The sequence below is a fragment of the Rhodopila sp. genome (assembly GCF_965276935.1).
GTDB lineage: Bacteria > Pseudomonadota > Alphaproteobacteria > Acetobacterales > Acetobacteraceae > Rhodopila.
In genome coordinates this window covers 468,809-487,362 of the sequence record NZ_CBDIBS010000002.1, presented here as the reverse complement: position 1 = coordinate 487,362, position 18,554 = coordinate 468,809, and the positions used below count along the sequence as shown (strand labels likewise).

The 18,554-nt window shown below is 64.1% G+C and carries 16 protein-coding genes and 1 pseudogene; 8 read left to right on the top strand and 9 right to left on the bottom strand.

Features of this window, described 5'->3' with window-relative positions; translation table 11 throughout:
• Window positions 1-225: 225 nt before the first annotated feature.
• Entirely contained in the window at window positions 226-558 is a 333-nt protein-coding gene (locus ACQY4S_RS05270) for a hypothetical protein (protein ID WP_428484138.1), read from the bottom strand.
• 95 nt (window positions 559-653) lie between these two features.
• On the opposite strand from ACQY4S_RS05270, the pseudogene ACQY4S_RS05265 reads away from it, so the two are divergent.
• Both ACQY4S_RS05265 and ACQY4S_RS05260 read left to right on the top strand, forming a co-directional pair.
• Window positions 654-839: pseudogene (locus ACQY4S_RS05265) on the top strand (DUF1186 domain-containing protein); the annotation flags it as partial.
• A 190-nt stretch (window positions 840-1,029) separates the two neighbouring features.
• Window positions 1,030-1,329: an SEC-C metal-binding domain-containing protein gene (locus ACQY4S_RS05260; protein WP_428484137.1), complete on the top strand. Its 300-nt coding sequence runs from the start codon at window positions 1,030-1,032 to the stop codon at window positions 1,327-1,329.
• 78 nt (window positions 1,330-1,407) lie between these two features.
• Here ACQY4S_RS05260 and ACQY4S_RS05255 read toward each other — a convergent pair whose 3' ends face one another.
• The 3 genes from ACQY4S_RS05255 to ACQY4S_RS05245 form a co-directional block, all read right to left on the bottom strand.
• A complete protein-coding gene (locus ACQY4S_RS05255) occupies window positions 1,408-2,583 on the bottom strand; it encodes a M20 aminoacylase family protein (protein WP_428484136.1) in 1,176 nt (391 codons plus the stop codon).
• 18 nt (window positions 2,584-2,601) lie between these two features.
• Window positions 2,602-3,465, bottom strand: a complete 864-nt coding sequence (locus tag ACQY4S_RS05250) for an SDR family oxidoreductase (RefSeq protein ID WP_428484135.1) — start codon at window positions 3,463-3,465, stop codon at window positions 2,602-2,604.
• A 249-nt stretch (window positions 3,466-3,714) separates the two neighbouring features.
• Window positions 3,715-4,443 (bottom strand): CHAP domain-containing protein, encoded by a 729-nt coding sequence (locus tag ACQY4S_RS05245; protein WP_428484134.1) that lies wholly within the window; start codon window positions 4,441-4,443, stop codon window positions 3,715-3,717.
• Window positions 4,444-4,840: 397 nt separating this feature from the next.
• Here ACQY4S_RS05245 and kdsA point away from each other — a divergent pair, with 397 nt between their 5' ends.
• Together kdsA and ACQY4S_RS05235 are read left to right on the top strand one after the other, a co-directional pair.
• Window positions 4,841-5,704: a 3-deoxy-8-phosphooctulonate synthase gene (gene kdsA / locus ACQY4S_RS05240; RefSeq protein WP_428484133.1), complete on the top strand. Its 864-nt coding sequence runs from the start codon at window positions 4,841-4,843 to the stop codon at window positions 5,702-5,704.
• Window positions 5,705-6,483: 779 nt separating this feature from the next.
• Window positions 6,484-7,632, top strand: coding sequence for an SGNH/GDSL hydrolase family protein (locus tag ACQY4S_RS05235; RefSeq protein WP_428484132.1), 1,149 nt, complete (start codon window positions 6,484-6,486; stop codon window positions 7,630-7,632).
• 54 nt (window positions 7,633-7,686) lie between these two features.
• On the opposite strand, the gene ACQY4S_RS05230 is transcribed toward ACQY4S_RS05235, so the two are convergent.
• The gene (locus tag ACQY4S_RS05230; protein WP_428484131.1) at window positions 7,687-8,775 is read right to left on the bottom strand and encodes an amidohydrolase family protein; all 1,089 of its coding nucleotides are present in this window, start codon (window positions 8,773-8,775) and stop codon (window positions 7,687-7,689) included.
• Window positions 8,776-9,065: 290 nt separating this feature from the next.
• Here ACQY4S_RS05230 and ACQY4S_RS05225 point away from each other — a divergent pair, with 290 nt between their 5' ends.
• From ACQY4S_RS05225 to ACQY4S_RS05210, 4 genes are all read left to right on the top strand, one after another.
• On the top strand, window positions 9,066-9,713 hold the full coding sequence (locus tag ACQY4S_RS05225) for an NUDIX domain-containing protein (RefSeq protein WP_428484130.1): 648 nt from the start codon (window positions 9,066-9,068) through the stop codon (window positions 9,711-9,713).
• Window positions 9,710-10,423 (top strand): alanyl-tRNA editing protein, encoded by a 714-nt coding sequence (locus tag ACQY4S_RS05220; protein WP_428484129.1) that lies wholly within the window; start codon window positions 9,710-9,712, stop codon window positions 10,421-10,423. Before ACQY4S_RS05225 ends, ACQY4S_RS05220 begins: the two co-directional genes overlap by 4 nt.
• A 164-nt stretch (window positions 10,424-10,587) precedes the next feature.
• Window positions 10,588-11,022 (top strand): CBS domain-containing protein, encoded by a 435-nt coding sequence (locus ACQY4S_RS05215; RefSeq protein WP_428484128.1) that lies wholly within the window; start codon window positions 10,588-10,590, stop codon window positions 11,020-11,022.
• Window positions 11,023-11,463: 441 nt separating this feature from the next.
• Window positions 11,464-13,254, top strand: coding sequence for an ABC transporter transmembrane domain-containing protein (locus ACQY4S_RS05210; RefSeq protein WP_428484127.1), 1,791 nt, complete (start codon window positions 11,464-11,466; stop codon window positions 13,252-13,254).
• Window positions 13,255-13,458: 204 nt separating this feature from the next.
• Here the strand turns inward: ACQY4S_RS05210 and ACQY4S_RS05205 are convergent, their stop codons facing one another.
• The 4 genes from ACQY4S_RS05205 to ACQY4S_RS05190 all read right to left on the bottom strand — a co-directional run bounded on the left by ACQY4S_RS05205 (window position 13,459) and on the right by ACQY4S_RS05190 (window position 18,516).
• On the bottom strand, window positions 13,459-13,899 hold the full coding sequence (locus ACQY4S_RS05205) for a type II toxin-antitoxin system VapC family toxin (protein WP_428484126.1): 441 nt from the start codon (window positions 13,897-13,899) through the stop codon (window positions 13,459-13,461).
• Window positions 13,896-14,153 carry an AbrB/MazE/SpoVT family DNA-binding domain-containing protein gene (locus ACQY4S_RS05200; protein ID WP_428484125.1) on the bottom strand — a complete coding sequence of 86 codons (258 nt, stop codon included), beginning with the start codon at window positions 14,151-14,153 and terminating at the stop codon, window positions 13,896-13,898. The genes ACQY4S_RS05205 and ACQY4S_RS05200 overlap by 4 nt, the downstream gene beginning before the upstream one ends.
• 158 nt (window positions 14,154-14,311) lie before the next feature.
• A complete protein-coding gene (locus ACQY4S_RS05195) occupies window positions 14,312-14,836 on the bottom strand; it encodes a DUF4142 domain-containing protein (RefSeq protein WP_428484124.1) in 525 nt (174 codons plus the stop codon).
• A 302-nt stretch (window positions 14,837-15,138) separates the two neighbouring features.
• Complete coding sequence (locus ACQY4S_RS05190; protein ID WP_428484123.1) at window positions 15,139-18,516, bottom strand: SNF2-related protein; 3,378 nt, start codon at window positions 18,514-18,516, stop codon at window positions 15,139-15,141.
• Between the last annotated feature and the right edge of the window lie 38 nt (window positions 18,517-18,554).

Here is an 18,554-nt window from a genome sequence, read left to right as displayed (position 1 = left end):
ATGCCTGCATACCCTGCAACCTCGCCAGGGAAGTCTTGGAGCATTGCCAGAGCCGTCTTCCTGACTTGCCTGCGCCACCGCCTGATTGCGATGGAATGATCAGCCATGCGGTCACTGTCGGTCTGCTGGTTGATGACGAATGGCGCGTGCAAGAAGGTGCTCGACCCAGCGACTGCACGTCTGCCTGGCGAAACGTGCATCCGGATCGATGGCCAAACGTAAGCCCTATTTACGTTCGACGCGGCCTCGCGAGCTGGCATGGTCCTTCAGCGCCTTGCATGCTTTGGACCAGGCTGGATCGTCAGCATGCAGCGCGGAATGCAAGTAGGCCCAGGTAAGCCGCTGGACAACGGCCAGGCGATCCGAGTCCTCGTCCTTCGTCTCCGCCGCATCGTAGCCGGCAATTCCGCCGAGACCATGCCTTCCCCCAAACACGGTCAGCAGGCACTTGCATCCTGGGCTGCGGTGGTAGGCATCCGAGTGCCAGCCGGCACCCCGAACAATGAGATGCGGAGACTCGTCGCTGTCGCCGACAACCACCAACGCCGGTGTGGTCATGGTCAAGAAATCGGGACTCAGGCCCGAGTAATTCCTGGCCGGGAACTGACCGGTCCCGTCGCATCGCATCGATCCTGTTCTTTGGCATCTATCTGATGGCGCAGGTCCGCGAGCCGCGGGCGTTCCGGCCGCTCTGCGGCCTTGCGGCCGACGGCGACCAGATGTTTGACCTGATTGGCGACGGAGTCATCGAGGACCTGTCCGTGATCCTCGCGCGCGTCTATGACGGCGATCCGGCGCCGCTGCGGATGCTGATCGAAGCTCAGGACGCCAACAACTTCACGCGCGATGCCGCCCTTGGCGCACTGACCTGGCTGACGGCCACCGGGCGGATCGACCGCATCTCTCCTGCCACAGCAGGAGTGCTTTGTCTGGATAGGCTGGCAGCAGGCGATTGCTCTGCTCGGCCTCGAAGACCTCGTGCCCTTGGTCGAGGATGCCTTCAGGCGGGGCTGGATCGATCCAACGGTCATGCAACTACGGCATTTCCGCGACGACCTGCGCGCGGCGCGGCAGGCCACCGAACCGACCGAGGTATTCGACAGCGACATCAGGGACGACGGCCGCGTCGACAATGCCGCGGCGCATCTGTGGAACTGGGACGCCTTTCGTCCGGAGGCGGCGCCTAAGCCAACCGCCAATGCGGCGCCGGCGCTTCGGCTAGGCGGCGAACCTGTTCGCAATCCCTACCGCGGGGTCGGCCGCAACGATCCTTGCCCGTGCGGCAGCGGCAAGAAGTTCAAGAACTGCTGCCTTGGCAAGGTGCGGTAACGGTCGCCCAACCACGGTCTTCCCGGTTGAACTCCATCTCGGCCGACACGCCAGGGAAGCTTGCGCAACCGCGCTTTCCTACCCGGCCTTCGCCAGTTGCCGCTCCACCAGCGTCGCCCACCAGGATGCCCCGACGGGCAGGATCGCATCGTTGAAATCATACTTCGGGTGGTGCAGCAGCGCATCGTTCTTCCCGCGGCCGCCGCCGAGCATGAGGTAGGCCCCCTGCTTGACGTTCAGCATATAGGCGAAATCCTCCCCGCCCATGGTCGGCGCCGGCATTTCCGCGACACCCTGGTTTCCGGCGACTGACCTGGCCGCGTCGACCGCCAGCATCGTCGCATCGGCATCGTTCAGCGTGGCCGGCGCGTGGTGTTCGAAGCGCACCTCCGCCGTGGCGCCGAAGCTTGCCGCGATGCCCTCGGCCAGCCGGTGCACCCCCGCCTCGATCTGTTGCCCGACCTTCGGCTTGAACCAGCGCGCGGTGCCCTTCATCGCCACCCGCTCGGGCAGGATGTTGTAGGCCTCGCCGCCCTTGATGCTGCCGACCGAGACGACGCCGCCCTCGATCGGCTCGATCGAGCGGGATACGATCGTCTGCAAGGCATTGATGATCTGCGCCGAGATTACCACCGGATCGATCCCGCGGTGCGGCGCGGCGCCATGGCTGCCCGTGCCGGTCACCACAATGTCAAAGAACGCCACCGCCGCCATGATCGGTCCGGTGCGCCACAGAAACGTTCCGGCCGGCATCTCCGGCCAGTTGTGCAGGCCGAACACGCGCTCCATCGGGCAGCGCTGGAACAGGCCGTCCTTGACCATCTTATCGGCGCCACTCTCGAACTCCTCGGCCGGCTGGAAGATCAGGTAGACGGTGCCGTCGAAGTTGCGTGTTTCAGCCAGGTATTTCGCCGCTCCCAGCAGCATCGTCGTGTGCCCGTCATGGCCGCAGGCGTGCATCACGCCGGGGTTGCGGCTGGCATGCGGCAGCCCGGTTTCCTCCTGCAGCGGCAGCGCGTCCATGTCGGCGCGCAGCCCGATCGCCCGGTCGGAGGACCCGGCGCGGATCACCCCCACGACACCATGCCCCGCCATGCCCGTCATGATCTCGTCCACGCCGAACGCGGCGAGCTTCGCCTGCACGACGCCGGCGGTCCGCGCTTCGTGCATCGACAGTTCCGGATGCGCGTGCAGGTCCTGCCGCCAGGCAGTCATCTCTTCCTGGAACGCGGCAATGCTGTTGATGACGGGCATGTCTGTCTCCGGATGGTATCAGCCGTCGTGCAGTGAACGAAACGTCAGCGCAAGCCCCCGGGCCAACGAAATCGGCTCAATCCCAAGGGTTTCACGCATAGCGGCAATGTCGAAGGCCTTGTCCTCCATCAGCCGGCGGATTTCCTCGGGCTGGATCGCTGGCAGTGCGGTGACGTGGCGGGTCAGCCGCGCGGCGGCGACCAGCGGGGCAGCGGGAAACGGCAGGATGAACGGTCGCCGCGATCCGGCCGCATCGGCGATCGCTCGGACAAAGTCAGCGTAGCGGACGGAGTGCGGCCCAGCGATCACCATGCTGGAGGAGGACCTCCATGCCACCCCCAGCGCGGCCCGGATGCAGCGCGTCACATCGCCCTGGTAGATCGGCTGCACCAGGAACCGTCCGCCGCCAGGCAGTGGCATGACTGGCAACCGCCGCAGCAGGGCGGCTAGGCGCCGCACGTTGTCCTCCCCCTGCGCACCGTAGATCATCGTCGGATGCAGCATCACGCCGGGATGGGCGGATGCCAGCAGCGCGCCCTCGCCGGCCAGCACGCCGTTGCCGTGGCTGTCCGGCCAGCGGGTGAACTTCCGTGTGCTGCCCAGCAGGACCAGGCGAGCAAGGGCAGGGGCGGCATCCAGAATCGCAGGTGTATGCCTGGCATGAGCGCAGGAGACGATGCGGGTGGCATCCGCCAGCGCCGTCCGCAATGGCCCCGGCTGGCGCAGGTCCGCCACACGCGGCGCGCCGGTCAACCCCGCTGCCGCCCACTTCGCCGGGTCCCGCACCACGGGCAACACCGGAATGCCATCGGTCAACAAGGATTGGCACAGCGCCAGGCCGGAGCGTCCGGAAGCACCGATGACATGAACAGGATCGATCATCAGTGCTCAAACGCATATCGCGTGACATGGGACAAGTTCCCAAGGCCGCATCGTTAGCCGGGTGGCCTACGCGAGCGAAGTGCGATTCTCGAGGCGGCTGATGTCTCGCCGGCTGCTATCAAGGCCGACCAGTCAAGCGGCTGCCATGTTCAGCCTGATACCTGCCGTCAACGTCCTGACAGGCGACTTTCGGCCAGCTTCAGGAACAATGATTAAGCAGATAAGGCGGACAAGGCGACCATGACGAATTCACCGGCCAAGAGCCGTCTGGCGGCTGACCCGCAGGTCGATCTGCCGCGGCTCGGCATCAGGCGCCTCCGCGACTTCCTCGACCGTGTGCCAAGGCCGTTCGGCGACCGGGCGCAAATCCGACGGCACCGGATTGATATCCGGTTGCGGCGCCGGACGATCGATACTCAGGGTCACCGCACCGTCGTCGGGACGATTGTAGATAAACCCATAGGTCGGATAGATCGATCCGAAATCGCGCCTGTTGGCAAGCTGAACCCGGACCGCCGACCAGTTGTTGGCTTCCGAGACATCGACGACGGCGACGTTGTGCGAGACCTCACCACGTCCACCGCCGTTCGACCAGTTGGCATGATCGACAATGACCTCGCGGGCGTTGACGATCTGCTTTACCACGGCGACATGGCCCAGATGCATGCGGCCATTGGCGCGAAACGCAAGAACGCTGCCTGCTTCAGGCCGATCGCCGCGGGCATAGGCGCCGGCGGCTTTTTTCCACCATGTCCATGCATCGCCGACCACCTCGATGCCGGAGACTTGCCGCGCATACGGCACACAGGAAATAGCGTAGGACCGCGTGCTGCCACGCTTGCCGTGGACATAGGCGAAAAGCTGACTCTTGCCGGCGTACCGCGGTCCGATGGCGCGCGTGCTAGCCGCGGGAGACGCGTTGTTTTGCTGCGTTGGGTTCGCCTGTGCCTGAAGGCTGGTCAGCGGACTACAAAGCAAAAGCGTGGAACCAATAAGACAAATCTTTGCTTCCGTTCGCCAAGCCCGCATCTGTTTGCTCCCGCGTCATCAAGTCCGGTTTGCCGGTAGCAGCGGGGTCGCAAAGCTGACAACCCAGGCGATGGATCGTTCCGCAGATGTTAGATGATTTTAGTGCCTGAGGCCTGTGGACTAGTTCGAATTATAAGATCAATTTCTTATAATTCTTTGTTTGATGCGAGTTCGCAGAACGTGTGGTCGTCCCCGGGAGCCTTTACACATCAGCACTCGACTCGGGATCAATTCATCTCCAATATAGTTGTTCTTGACGCAGTAAATTGTTGTCGTGCTTGACCGGCCGCCGCTCCACCGGGACAAGCCTGTCATGGCGTCCGGCCGGTGAAAGGAAATCAAGCTTATGTCAGGGAATGCCGACGATTCTGCTGCCGGTTCAAAGGCGCCGCGCGTCGTGCGGGTTGGGACGATCGAAATCGCCAACGACAGGCCGTTCGTCCTGATCGCCGGCCCGTGCCAGATTGAATCGCATGACCATGCGCAGGAGGTTGCCGGGGAACTGCGCGCCATTTCCGACCGCACCGGCGTGCCGATCATCTACAAGTCCAGCTTCGACAAGGCCAATCGCACCAGCGCCGGTGCCGCGCGAGGTGTCGGCATGGATGCGGGCCTGGGGATCCTGGCGGCGGTGCGGGATACGACGGGACTGCCCGTGCTGACGGATGTGCATGCCGCCGATCAGTGTGGCGTGGTCGCGCGGGCGGTGGACGTCCTGCAGATCCCCGCTTTCCTGTGCCGGCAGACCGACCTGCTGATCGCGGCGGGGGAAACCGGACGACCCATCAACGTCAAGAAAGGTCAGTTCCTGGCACCATGGGACATGGTCAACGTCGCCGCCAAGATCGCCGGCACCGGCAACCGCGACATCCTGTTGTGCGAACGCGGCGCCAGCTTTGGCTACAACACGCTGGTCTCCGACATGCGCAGCCTGCCGATCATGGCGGGGACGGGCTATCCGGTGGTGTTCGATGCCACGCATTCGGTACAGCAGCCGGGCGGCCATGGCACGTCCTCCGGCGGGCAGCGGGCGTTTGCTCCCGTGCTGGCGCGGGCGGCGCTGGCGGTCGGCGTCGCGGCGGTGTTCATCGAGACGCATCCCGACCCGGATCAGGCGCCGAGCGACGGGCCAAACATGATCCCGCTCCGGCAGATGGAGGCGCTGGTGATGCGCCTTGCCGCATTCGACCAACTAAGCAAGGCGGCCTGACGTGACCAAATGCCGAGCTGTGAATGGTGCGGCCGGTTTCAGCGCCCGCGAAGGTAGGAAAGCGGACATTGACGACAACATTGGGGAGATGTTCAAATCGACCCAACTCAACCTACACGGGCTAGCAGCAATACGATTCTGTGCTTGCGGGGCCAAATAGAGGTCGCGATACAATTATCCCATGTCTAAAGGACGTTTGTTATCGATGCCGAACACGGCATGGATCATGTTGTCGCGCGGCCTATCCTGCTGGCTTGATTTCGAACTTCATTTTGCGGACAACCAGAATAACCGTCGACTGAACACGCCTGATCCGGTGGTGCGGCGGCTTTGCAGTGAATAATCATCCGCGCGGCCAACCGCCGCAAACCAATCGTGATGCCATCTTAGCAGGACCCTGTGCCAGATCGATGTCGGCCGGTCACCTAGATCAGGAGGACAATCCGGATCCTCCGCATTGCTGCGAAACTCAAACAAGAGTTTGATCGGAAAGCCGTTCGCGCTCGATGTTGAAGCGGCGGACATACGTCATGACATCAGCAATTCCGTGGGATCAGGTCGTGGAAGGTGCGGTTCATTCCGGAAATGGGCGCAAAACAGTCACTTATTGATCTGTTGCCCGAGCAGAGTTGACCTTGATTTCACCGAAACGAAGTTGATTCTTGATTTAACCGGTTGCCACCTTCGCGCCATATTGGATTCGTTGGAGGGATTGCATGCGAATTCACTGGCCTTGGGCAGACCGATCAAGGCAACGAGATTGAACAGTGGAAACTAATTTGCTAGAAAAACATCCGCGTGGGCGGAGGCTGCGGGCCTGGCTTGGACTTCGCCGACGCGACTATCTGATCCTGCCGGCCATCTTTGCCCTGACACCCTTGCTGCTGCTCGGTCTGGCTGAGGCGGTGCTGTATTATCCGTTTTACGAACAGCCGCGCGACGCCTGCATGGTCACTGATCCGGTGCTTGGCCATAAGCCGAAGCCCAACTGCAGGTCGCGTTACAAGATCGTGGATTCAGCCTGGATCGAGAACCGCTATAACGATTGCGGTTATAGGACGGCGGAATCGTGCGGACCAAAGCCGGCTGGCGCCATCCGGGCGGCGGTTATCGGCTCTTCCATCAGCGCGGGATACATGGTGCCGTATCGGCAGATGTTCACCACGCGGGCCGCGGCCGACCTGACGCGGGACTGCCGCCGCCCTGTGGAGTTTCAGGATCTCGGCGGCATCGGTTATCAGTGGGAACGGCTCTATGCGCGGATGCAGGAGGCATTGGCCTTGAAGCCGGACCTTCTGGTCCTGGCCGTTACGCCATTCGACATGGAGGAAGGTGTCGCCAAGCCGCCGGATCTAGCCGCTCGGCCGGAAGGTCTTGTCGCGCGGGTTCGCTCCGCCCTGCAAAGTCAGTTCAAGGGGTCCACGCTGTGGGAGGCATTGATCTATTTCAAGCTGCTTGACCCGCAATTTTACCTGCGGACGTTCTTGAACGATGCCCGCGCCAGTGGCTACATGCGGACCCCGTTGTCACCGTTCTGGCAGAGCCGGATCAGTGCTCTCGATAAACTGCTTGGCCAGATTTCCGCAGCGTCCCACGCGGCGGGCGTGCCTTTTGTGCTGCTTTATGTTCCGCCCCGGCCGCAGATCCTGTTGCTCAACCGCGCGGCGAACTACCCCGACATGAAGCCGATGGAACTTGAGAGCATGATCGGCGCGGAAGCCGCGCAGGCCGGCATTAACTACATTGACCTGACTGGAACATTCCAGGCGGTCAGCAACACCAACAGCGTATTTTTCACCTTGAGCGACCATCCTACCGGGCTGGGACACAAGCTGATAGCCGACAAGCTTGTCGCTCGCCTGCTCTCGGCCGGAATCCCGCCGTTGGCCGGGTGCTCCATGGCAGGCGCTGAAGCGCGTTCAGGATGACCAAGGCGTTGTTTGGCTTGTTCCGCCACGGCCGGGACTGTCCGCGCCGGCGGCTCAGCAGCTCAGCCGGTAGACACGCCGAGCCGTTCCGGCGAAGATTGCTGCCTTTTCATCGGCCGATGCGCCGGAGGCCAGCCGCTTCAGGGCGTTGAACAGCGCGGCAAAGCCGATGCCCATCTTCTCGACCGGAAAGTTGCTCTCGGCGATGCAACGCTTCGCGCCGAACAACTCGATACAGGTCTCCACGTACGGGCGCCAGTGGGCGGCGAGTTGTTCGGACGACGGTGGCGCATCAAGGCCCATGTAATCATAGGCGGCCAGCCGCATTGTCATCCCACCCAGCTTCATCGTCACGTTCTGGCATTTCGCCAACTCAGTGAGCGATCGCTTCCAGTCAGCGAACACCCTGTCCTGCTGGCCGGCATAGCGCCCGTAGCCGAGCGGGCCGCCGCAATGGCCGACGATGATGTTGGTTGCCGGAAAGGCGCGGGCAAGATCGGTGATGTCCGGGATCTGCGGATGGAAGCCCCAGGCATCCAGCGACAGGCCCAGCGCCGACAAACGAGCCAGGCCGGCGCGAAAATCGGAACGGCGGTAAAGGCCAGGCTGCATGTCCGGCGCGCTGTTGCCGATGACCGGGTCGGCATCGTAGCCAGCCGAGTGCCGCACGCCGCGGAAGCGGCCGCCGCCGGCGCTTATATGTGCCTCCAGCACCGGCGTCACCCAGTCGCCGGCGGTCAGGTCGGCATAGCCGACGATGCCAGCGGCAACCTTAGTATTGCCGTAGCCGCCGCTGTCGCTCATGGCGGCAACGCCGGCAACGAACTCGGTTTCGCCGACAGGGCGCATTTGCGCTGGTCCAGCGGCGCGATACATCGAATGACATTGCAGGAACACGCTGCCGATGATGTTGTGGCCAGTGGCGCAATCGGCGAGGAACTCGTCGATCAAATAGCGAAACGATGGCACCTCCCACGACTCGCCGCGAGCGCCGGCGGAGCCCTGGCGGTGCCAGAGGTGATGATGGGTGTCGATGATCGGCAGGTCCGGGTCGATGATTGGTTCGGGGCGCGCCTTGGCCAGCCAGGCGCCGCGGGGTGGGAAGATGCGGCCGAAGGTGGTTCTTGGTGCTGTGGCACTCATGGATGTTTCCCTGCTATCGGCCGTCGCGATGGGTAAACCTATCATGGAGCGGGCCGATCCGGCAGGCCCGGGCTCTGCCCTGGACCCGCAAAGGGGCGGATGCCCCTTTGATCCCCGTCCAGGGGTTTGGGGGAGAGGGGGCTACGTAGTTGTTGCAACCGCCTCGGTCGCCCCCTCTCCCCCAAACCCCTAAATGGGTTCCAAGGGCGTTAGCCTTTGGCGGGGTCGAGGGGCGGAGCCCTCGCCTTCGCGGTTTGCCCGAACGCCGCGCACCGCCTACAACGCACGTTATGCGCAATCGCACCACGGCGCCCATTCCGCACCATGCCGACGTCGTCATCGACGCCACCGATCGGGTCTGGCCGGGTCTGTTCCCGCTCGACGTGGTCAAGTTCCGCCAGCGCCGGTTCGACGGGGCAATGTCCGACACCCACACCTGGGAGCTTTTGCGCCGCGGCCGAGCGTCGGCACTGGTGCCGTACGATCCCTGGACCGACAGCGTGGTGATGATCGAGCAGTTCCGTCTGGCCGCGCTCGCCGCCGGCGTGCAGACCGTGCTGGTCGAACTGCCGGCCGGGCTGTGCGAGGACAACGAGGCGCCGGAGGCAACGATCCAGCGCGAGATCCAGGAAGAGACGCGGCTGCGCACCGACCGGCTGGAGCGCATCGGCAGCTTCCTGCTGAGCCCTGGCGCGACCGACGAGATCTGCGAACTTTACGCCGGCCGGGTCCAAGCGCCGGCCGCCGGCGAAGATGGCATCGTTGGCTACGCCGGTGAGGCGGCGGAAAACGAGGATATCCGCGTCCGCGTCTGGCATGCCGACGCGGCGATCGAGGCCGCTCTCGCCGGCCGGTTTACCAATGTGATCACCGCGCTGGGGCTGTTCTGGCTGGCGGCGAAGCGGGACTGGCTGCGACAGATATGGATGGACCCATGACCGAACGCGTTTACCTCGACGAACCGGACACGCCGAAGCTGACAGCGACCGTGCTGGCCTCGCGGGCAGCCGGCATCGTGCTGGATCGGACCGTGTTCTACGCGCGCGGCGGCGGCCAGCCGGGCGATACCGGCGTGCTGCGCTGGGCTGGCGGCGAGACAGTCATCATCGACACGGTGAAAGGGGAGGGCGCCGAGATCCTGCATCAGCCGGCCCCCAATGCGGTGCCGCCGCCGGCGGGGACGATCGTGGAGGCGGTAATCGATTGGCAACGCCGTCACGCGCTGATGCGCATGCATACGACGCTGCATCTGCTGTGCAGCCTGATCAAGGGTGCCGCGGTGACCGGCGGCTCGATCGGGGCGGAAAAATCGCGCCTCGATTTCGACCTGCCGGCTTCACCGGCGAAAGAGGCGATCGAGGCTGACCTGAACGCGCTGATCGCCGCCGATCACAAGGTTTCGATCGGATGGGTGGACGAGTCGGTGCTGGATACCGATCCCGGGTTGGTGCGGACGATGTCGGTGCAACCGCCGCGCGGCTCTGGCCGGCTGCGACTGATCCGGATCGGCGAGGCCGATGCGCCGGTCGACCTGCAGCCTTGCGGTGGAACCCATGTGTCCCGTACCGGCGAGATCGGGCCAATGCGCGTTGCGAAGATCGAGAACAAGGGCAAGCAGAACCGCCGGATCATCATCGCACCGGGATGAACATGGAGTGGTGGCCGAACCGTCAACGTTACTCATCACCAGCGCTGGACCGATTCGCTTCAATGCCCCTTCCACCACCTGAACATTCGGCCACGCCATTGGGATCGGCCAGCGACCAACCCATATAAAGTTGGCAAGACTGTTTCATTCCTGGAGCGCTGACAATGTCCATTTCCGATGTTCTGCACAACAAACCCAGCGGCGTTGTGAAGGTCCGCGCCGCGGACACGGTGCAGTCGGTCATCACCAAGCTGGCGGAGCACCGGATCGGCGCGGTGATCGTCGAGGATCAATGGATGCGTCCGGCCGGCATTTTCTCCGAACGGGATTTCGTCAACGCCACCGCGGAACACGGTGCGCAGGCGCTGACGTTTCCGGTCGAGCGGCTCATGAGCGCGCCGATGGTGACCTGCCGCTCCACCGACAAGGTCGAAACGGCAATGAGCGCCATGACGCTGGCGAGGATCCGTCACCTGCCTGTCGTCGACGGCGGTACCCTTGTCGGTATCGTCAGCATTGGGGACCTGGTGAAGCATCGGCTTGATGAGAAAGCGCTGGAAGCGAATGTGTTGCTGGATATCGCCCGCCTGCATGCATGATCATGGGCGGTTGAACGGCACCGCCTAGTTGGGTCGGTTGCGTCCACCCGCCCATGCAGAACGATACCGCGACAGGACGGCCATGACGGGTTCAAAATAGAGCGACCTGAACGGAACCTGTTCCAGCCTGGTCAATCAAGGTGCCTGTCCGGGCCGGCCCAGACTGGCCTGGATACGAATTACAGTTCCTGGCGCGGCCTGTTAGCCTTAATGTGCCGTGCGATGAATGAATCGGCTGCTCCTGGGAATGACCTGCTACCTGATGGGCTCATGACGCCCAAGATGCGCGCTCAGCCTTTGAAGCGGCCATCCAACCCGTGTGCACGATGACAGGTCCGCCCGGACAACCGCCACGTATCAGCGTCTGCTGGAGATACCGCGTGACCCTTGTGCGAACGGTAATCGCCATTGCGCGGACACGATCGTCCGGCGCGCGATAGCTTGAGCATCCGGCCAGCGCTTCCGCGCAACGTTCCGGTCTGGCGGATCAGCTCGCTCGCGTTGCTGCTTCCCTACATGCGGCCCTACCGCCTGCGTGCGGTTGGCGCGGCAGCGACCCTGTTGCTGGCCGCCGGATTGGTGCTCGCGCTTGGGCAGGGTATCCGCCGGCTGATCGACCTCGGCTTTGCCAGCGGCAGCATGGCGCATCTCGATCGCGCCGCCCTGGCGATGTTCGCCGTGGTCGCCGCGTTGGCTTGTGCCACGTTCTCGCGCTTCTATCTCGTCTCCTGGCTGGGCGAGCGTGTCGCCGCCGATCTGCGCCGGGATATCTTCAATCGCGTGATCGCGCTGTCGCCGGCGTTCTTCGAGACCGCCCGCGTCGGCGATATCCTGACCCGGCTGACAGCGGATATCTCGGTGCTGCAGGCGCTGATCGGATCGGCGGTCTCGCAATGGCTGCGCAACGCCATCCTGCTGTTCGGCGCGTTCGCCATGCTGCTGGTCACCAGTCCAAAGCTGGCCGGCATCGTGCTGCTGGTGGTGCCGGTCGTCGTCGTCCCGCTGGTGCTGTTCAGCCGGCGTGAACGACGGCTGGCGCGCGCCGCGCAGGACCGGGTGGCCGACCTCGGCGCCTATGCCGAGGAAACCATCAACGCCCTGCGCACCGTGCAGGCCTTCACGCATGAACCGGTCGACCGCGTGCGCTTCGCCGATGCGGTGGAGCGTTCGGTCGCGGCCGCGCTGCATCGGGTGCGCACGCGCGCAAGCCAGATCCTGATTGTGATCCTGTTCGGCTTCGGCGCGATCGTCTTCAGCCTGTGGATCGGCGGACGCGACGTGATCGCCGGGCGCATGACAGGTGGCGATCTCTCGGCCTTCGTGTTCTACGCCGTGCTGCTCGCCAGCGCCGGAACGCAGATGAGCGAACTGTGGGGCGAGTTGCAACGCGCCGGCGGGGCGGCCGATCGGCTGCGCGAGCTACTCGATCAGCGTCCGTCGATTGTCACCCCCGCGCAACCGACGGTGTTTCCAGCGCGTCCCGGCGGACGCCCCTCGGGAAGCGTCGCATTCGAAGGCGTCACCTTCCATTATCCGGCTCGCCTGGAGTCCGCCGCCCTGATCGACTTCTCCCTGATGGTCGCGCCCGGCGAGACGGTCGCATTGGTCGGACCGTCCGGGGCGGGCAAGACCACCGTGCTGCAACTGCTGTTGCGTTTCTACGATCCGGAACGCGGCGTCGTGCGCCTTGACGGCGTCGATATCGCCTGCGTCGCGCCCGCCGACCTGCGGCGCCGGATCGGCCTCGTGCCGCAAGACCCGGTGATCTTCGGCACGACCGCCTGGGAGAACATCCGCTACGGCCAGCCGGACGCCAGCGAAGCCGACATCCGTGCCGCGGCGCACGCCGCTTACGCCGACTTCCTCGAGCACCTGCCGCAAGGCTACGACACGTTCCTGGGCGAAAAAGGCGTCCGCCTGTCGGGCGGCCAGCGCCAACGCATCGCCATCGCCCGCGCGATCCTGCGCAATCCGGCGGTGCTGCTGCTTGACGAGGCGACCAGCGCGCTGGATGCGGAGTCCGAGCAGGCGGTGCAGCAGGCGCTGGCGACCCTGTCGCGCGACCGCACCACCATCGTCATCGCCCACCGCCTGGCGACAGTGCGCAACGCTGACCGGATCGTGGTGATGGACGCCGGCCAGATCGTCGCTACCGGCACGCACGAACAGCTTATCCGGCAGGGCGGTATCTACGCCCGTCTTGCCCGCCTGCAGTTTGGCGTGGAGGCGTAACGGCAGTGGCATCGATGGCTTTATCCTCGGCCTTCATCCGGAGCAGCAATACATTGTTGCGAGCGCGATCCGAGCAGACAGGTCCACCGATTGGATCAGATTGATTACGGCTGTCCGCGCGGACGCCTTCGGTCGTGATGATCGAAATGAGGCACATCGTGCCGCGTCGCGCGCCTTGCGCCGCGCTTGTTGTCCGCTCACGGCCTATCCACCGGCTGCCGCGGTTTCTTCGCCGGGGATTCGAGCATCATGACCGGATCGCTGTAACAGCCGCACCGCATCCTGATCAAAGCTGGCAAAGGTTTCCCCACCTATCGCCCTACCGGCAAAGGCGATCACCCCATCCGCGAAATCACCGCCGGCTTGCAGAACGATCAACCCCGCCTCCAAGGCCTGTCGGTCACAGACGACGGACGTTCCCATACAAAGCTTGCGGATCGCCGTCGCGATCTCAGTCTTTGGATACTTGTAGGCGCGGTGCAAAACCCAGACGAATTCACACAACGTCGGCAACGTGACCGCGATCAGAGTGGCATTGCGCAGCCATTCCCGGGCGTGCGCTGATTGTTTGCCGTCTTCGCTGGTGGCATCACGCACTGGCACGGCCGCGCGAACAAGAACGTTGGTGTCGGGCGTGATCCTCATTGTCCCTTCCCAGCCCAACCGTCTTCGATTGCCTTGCCCATCTCATCAATCGGAACCGACCGCCCCTTATCCGGAAGACAGCCAAAAAACGGCTCGATGCCAGCGCGTGAAGCCGCTTTGATCGAAGCACCACGCGATGCGCAGAGGTCAACCGCAATCTGGTCGCCCGGCCGAACCCCCAGATGATCCAGCAGTTCTCGCTTGAGCGTCACTTGGCCTTTTGCCGTCACTGTCAGGATCACGGTTTTGTCCATGCGCGTCTCCATTCCATATTGACAGTAAGGCAGTAATACCTTACTGTCAATGAAGAGGTTGCAGATCAGGGCATGAGCGAGCCAAACAATCAGATTGGTACCGCGACGAATCCCCAGCTTGATCGACCGAGTGCCTGAAACGGTGACTGGGCGATGCTTTATTTCACCGCGTTGTTGGCGGTCTGTAGCTTCTGCGCGGCATCCGCATGCTCCGCATCCATCGTCTCGCCATTCTGCACGAACTGCTTCAGTTGCGCGTTCTGCGTGCTCTGAAGTTCCCGCTGATCCTCGGTCCGGTCGGACTGGTTGATCCGCTTCATTTCTTGCACGTAAGCAGTGTCAAATGCCTTGCTGTCCAGCGACTTCAAATGGTTGAACCTGGTTTGCTGCTTCTTCGTAAGTTTACCAGGCAAGGTCATGCCATTTTGCTGCGCAATCTGTTGCGCCTGCTGATTCAGTTGCGTGTGAGCGGAAATATCGCGTTGCGCAAAGTCCTTGATCTCCGGTGATGCGGCCTTCTGCAACGCAAGCTCGGACAATGCCTTCTCGTAAGCGCTGCCGTGCGCGTCCCGCCGCAGAAACTGCTTGTCCTGCCGGGACAGGGTGACGCCATTCTGCGCGAATGCCGGGGCGGCGGCAAGCAAGCAGGCGCTCGCAACAAGAGTTAAGCGAAATTTATTCATTTTTTGGCATTCCTTGTTTCACTGACACCGCGTCCGCCAGACTGTCTGGCGGATCCTGACCCAACGCCACCATCCAAAAAAGGTTTACGGGCCGACTAGCCGTTGCCGTGTTTTAAGGCTTTGCGCAAAATCGGCCCGCTTGATCTGTCACAGCCGGCGACGGCCATTGCCGACATAGGAGGTCGTCCACACGGGGTCACGGCCGCCTCGCACCAGCGTCTTTCGGCGTGACGATTGCCGGCTCTTGCGGCAACATGTCGGGCTGCGGACGGCCGGGCAAAAACGACCGAACAAAAACCCGTCTACCGCGCCGGCGCGAACAGCTCCTCGATGTCCGCGCCCGTCAGGTTCAGCGCGCCGCCGTGTTCGGCGTCCAGCACGTTGGCGACGATGGTGCGCTTTTTCTCCTTCAGCACCTCCATCTTCTCCTCGATCGTTCCCAGCGTGATCAGACGGTGCACGAACACCTTCTTGCGCTGGCCGATGCGGTGGGCGCGGTCGGTCGCCTGGTCCTCGGCCGCCGGATTCCACCAGGGATCGTAGTGGATCACCGTGTCCGCGGCGGTCAGATTGAGTCCGACGCCGCCCGCCTTCAGGCTGACCAGGAACAGCGGCACCTTGCCGGCCTGGAACCGCCTGACCGGTTCCGCGCGATCCTTGGTGTCACCGGTCAACAGCGCGTAGTCGATCGATTCGTCCCACAGCCGCCGCTCGATCAGCGCCAGCATCTCGGTGAACTGGGAGAACAGCAGCACCCGCCGGCCCTCCGACAGCATGATCCCCAGCATCTCCATCAGCCGGTCCAGCTTGGCGGAGCCGGCCTTGGACTTGCTGACCGCCTGCAGCTTCAGCAGCCGCGGATCGCAGCACGCCTGGCGCATCTTTAGCAGCGCATCCAGGATGATGATGCCGGACCGCGCCAGTCCCTTCTGCGCGATCGCCGCCTGCACCTTGGCGTGCATCGACAGGCGGATCGCCTCATAGATCGAGCGCTGCGCCGCCTCCATCTCCACCGGTTCAGCGATCTCCGTCTTCGGCGGCAGTTCGGTGACGACTTCTTCCTTGGTCCGCCGCAGCATGAAGGGCCGGACGCGGCGGTTCAGCAGGGTCTGCCGGCCGGTATCGCCGTGCTTCTCGATCGGCGTGCGGTAGTTCGTCTTGAATGCCTTCTGCCCGCCGAGGAAACCCGGCGCCAGGAAGTCGAACAGCGACCACAGCTCGCCCAGATGATTTTGCAGTGGCGTTCCCGACAGGCACAGCCGCTGGCGGGCCTTCAGGCGCAGCGCCATCCGGGTGGTCTCGGCGTTCGGGTTCTTGATCGACTGCGCCTCGTCCAGGATGACCGAATGCCATTCCTGCGCCGTCAGGATCTCGTGGTCGCGCGACAGCAGCGGATAGGTCGACAACACCAGGTCGAAGTCGGAGATCTCCTTGAAGCGGGTCTTGCGGGTCAGCCCATGCAACGGCAGCACCGACAGCGCCGGCGCGAACCGTTCAGCCTCCGCCGTCCAGTTCGGGATCAGGCTGGTCGGGCAGACGATCAGGCAGGGTCGGTCCATGCGCCCCGCGGCCTTGTCGATCAGCAGATGCGCCAGGGTCTGCACGGTCTTTCCCAAACCCATGTCGTCGGCCAGGATACCGCCAAGGCCGGCCGATCCGAGGAACTGCAGCCAGTCCACACCTTGCGACTGATACGGTCGCAACGTCGCACGAAACCCGTCGGGCACGATCGCCTTCGGAATGCCGCCAGTCTGTTGCAGCTTGCGGCCGAGGTCGCGCAGCGCCTCGCCGCCACGCCAGATCAGGCCGGAGCGCGCCTCCAGCGCCGCCAGTTCAGTGGCATCCAGCCGGCTGAAACCGATCTTGTCGGCATCGGCGCCGTCGCCACGGGTTGACCAGAGTTCCAGCAGCGCCAGCAAGGTCGGCCGGATGCTCGCCATCGGCAGCGACAGCAGCCGGCCGTCCGGCAGCGGCAGGATGAACGGCTTGTCATCCGGCCCCTCCGCCAGGACGCTGGCTTCCGGCCGAGCGATCAGCTTGATCAGCGCCGGGACCAGGTCGACCCGCTCGCCATCCACCATCACACCAAGATGCAGTTCCAGCCAGTCAATGCCGGAGCCTTCGATCAGCTCGGCCTCGATCGTGTCGTCGGTGGTAATGACCTGGATCGGGAAGTTCTCGTCGATCTCCACCTTCCAGCCGGCGTCGCGCAGCCGCGGCACCTCCTGCGTCACGAGCTGCATCCAGGACGGGTTGGGGCCGCTCTCCCGCAGGGCGAAGTCATCCGTATGGGCGTGCTGATAATACACCGGCACGATGTCCTGCACCGAACCGAACCCAAGGTCGGTCAGCCGCTGCAGCGCCTGCGCCTCGGCCGCCCTGTCGCGCACCGCTTCGTAGATGACATCATCCTGCACCGTCAGCCGCGGCAAGGGCCGGCGGCTGCGCGGCAGCACGACGGGGCCGTAGCGAAACGACAGGCGAGCCAGCGGCGCCTCATACAGGCCGTTGCCGATGGCGCGAGCCGAACCGCGGCCATAGCTGGGGTCCATCGGCAGCGTGCCGTTGATCAGCCGGAGTTCGGCCCGCAGCGGCACTTCCACTTTCTCGGCTGGCTTCAGTTCGTTCGGCACCGGCACCGTGACCGCCGAGGATCGGCGAGACAACTGCGTGCGAACCTCGGTGGCGGCTTCCGGCGGGATGGACGGCGCGTTCAGCAGGCGCGCGACGATCCGCTTCGGCAGCTCCAGGCCAACTGGCCCCATGGCACCGGTGTTCGGATCGACATACCAGGGTTCGGGGATGCGGACGGCGATCAGGCCCTCGTCGAGGGTCAGCGTCGCCTGCTGTGAGGCGTCGGCCTGGGTGGCCCAGCTTATCTGGCCCTGCCGCTCCGGCCCCTCCGCCAGCACGACGCCTTCCGCCGAACCCCAGCGGGCGCGTCCGGTCGCCAGGATCCGCCGCAACGTCTCCGGCGGATCATCGTCCGGCTGCGACTGATAGGAATGCGCGCGACGGCTCAGGCGGGCCAGGATCAGCCGGTCGGAGGGACGCAGATAGCGCGCCGGCGTCTGGATCTGATGCAGGTTGAACCGCTTGATGCTGCTGGGCCTGCCATCCTTGCGCAGCGCGACGGTCATCGGATCGATCACCAGCGCCGGCACGCCCTGGGTGGCAGCGTTGAGCGCGACGCCGCCGCCGCTGAGCACGTAGAAGATCCGGCTCTTGATCGAGGCCGGAAACTCCTCCGTCGGTTCTTCCTCTTCGCGATCGAACTCGGCCAGCCAGGTCTCGATCTGGGGCGGCAGCTTGTCCCGCGCCGGTGCGGCCGTGGCGATCGGGTCGGGCCTGGCGAATGGCATCTGAAGCTGCTTGCGCTGCGCCGCGAGCAGCACGGCGGCGAGGTGCTTGCACGATCGTCCGACCGGGCAGGAGCAGACGCCCATGATGCGCAGCCCGGCGGCCGAGCGGCTGAGCGAGATCCGCTGCTGATAGGGATAGGGTGCCGAACCATGCGTCGTCGCCGTAATGGTGGCGCCTTTCTCGGCGATATGCAGCTCCTGCACCCGGCCGCGCTGTTCATAGGTGCGGCCGGCCGCCAGATTCGACGGGTGGAACGCTCTGCGTATGTCCGCATCACTGACGATAAGTGAGGGATCGATGTCAGGGGCAGTCAGCACAACATGCATATAGCCAGTATGTGGACCAGGATCGAGTC

Coding starts and splice junctions, on each gene's coding strand:
- ACQY4S_RS05200 (WP_428484125.1), bottom strand. CDS start 14,153: ATGGACAAAACCGTGATCCTGACAGTGACGGCAAAAGGCCAAGTGACG.
- ACQY4S_RS05270 (WP_428484138.1), bottom strand. CDS start 558: ATGACCACACCGGCGTTGGTGGTTGTCGGCGACAGCGACGAGTCTCCG.
- ACQY4S_RS05225 (WP_428484130.1), top strand. CDS start 9,066: ATGCGCAATCGCACCACGGCGCCCATTCCGCACCATGCCGACGTCGTC.
- ACQY4S_RS05205 (WP_428484126.1), bottom strand. CDS start 13,899: ATGAGGATCACGCCCGACACCAACGTTCTTGTTCGCGCGGCCGTGCCA.
- ACQY4S_RS05250 (WP_428484135.1), bottom strand. CDS start 3,465: ATGATCGATCCTGTTCATGTCATCGGTGCTTCCGGACGCTCCGGCCTG.
- ACQY4S_RS05230 (WP_428484131.1), bottom strand. CDS start 8,775: ATGAGTGCCACAGCACCAAGAACCACCTTCGGCCGCATCTTCCCACCC.
- ACQY4S_RS05260 (WP_428484137.1), top strand. CDS start 1,030: ATGCAACTACGGCATTTCCGCGACGACCTGCGCGCGGCGCGGCAGGCC.
- ACQY4S_RS05215 (WP_428484128.1), top strand. CDS start 10,588: ATGTCCATTTCCGATGTTCTGCACAACAAACCCAGCGGCGTTGTGAAG.
- ACQY4S_RS05195 (WP_428484124.1), bottom strand. CDS start 14,836: ATGAATAAATTTCGCTTAACTCTTGTTGCGAGCGCCTGCTTGCTTGCC.
- ACQY4S_RS05220 (WP_428484129.1), top strand. CDS start 9,710: ATGACCGAACGCGTTTACCTCGACGAACCGGACACGCCGAAGCTGACA.
- ACQY4S_RS05255 (WP_428484136.1), bottom strand. CDS start 2,583: ATGCCCGTCATCAACAGCATTGCCGCGTTCCAGGAAGAGATGACTGCC.
- kdsA (WP_428484133.1), top strand. CDS start 4,841: ATGTCAGGGAATGCCGACGATTCTGCTGCCGGTTCAAAGGCGCCGCGC.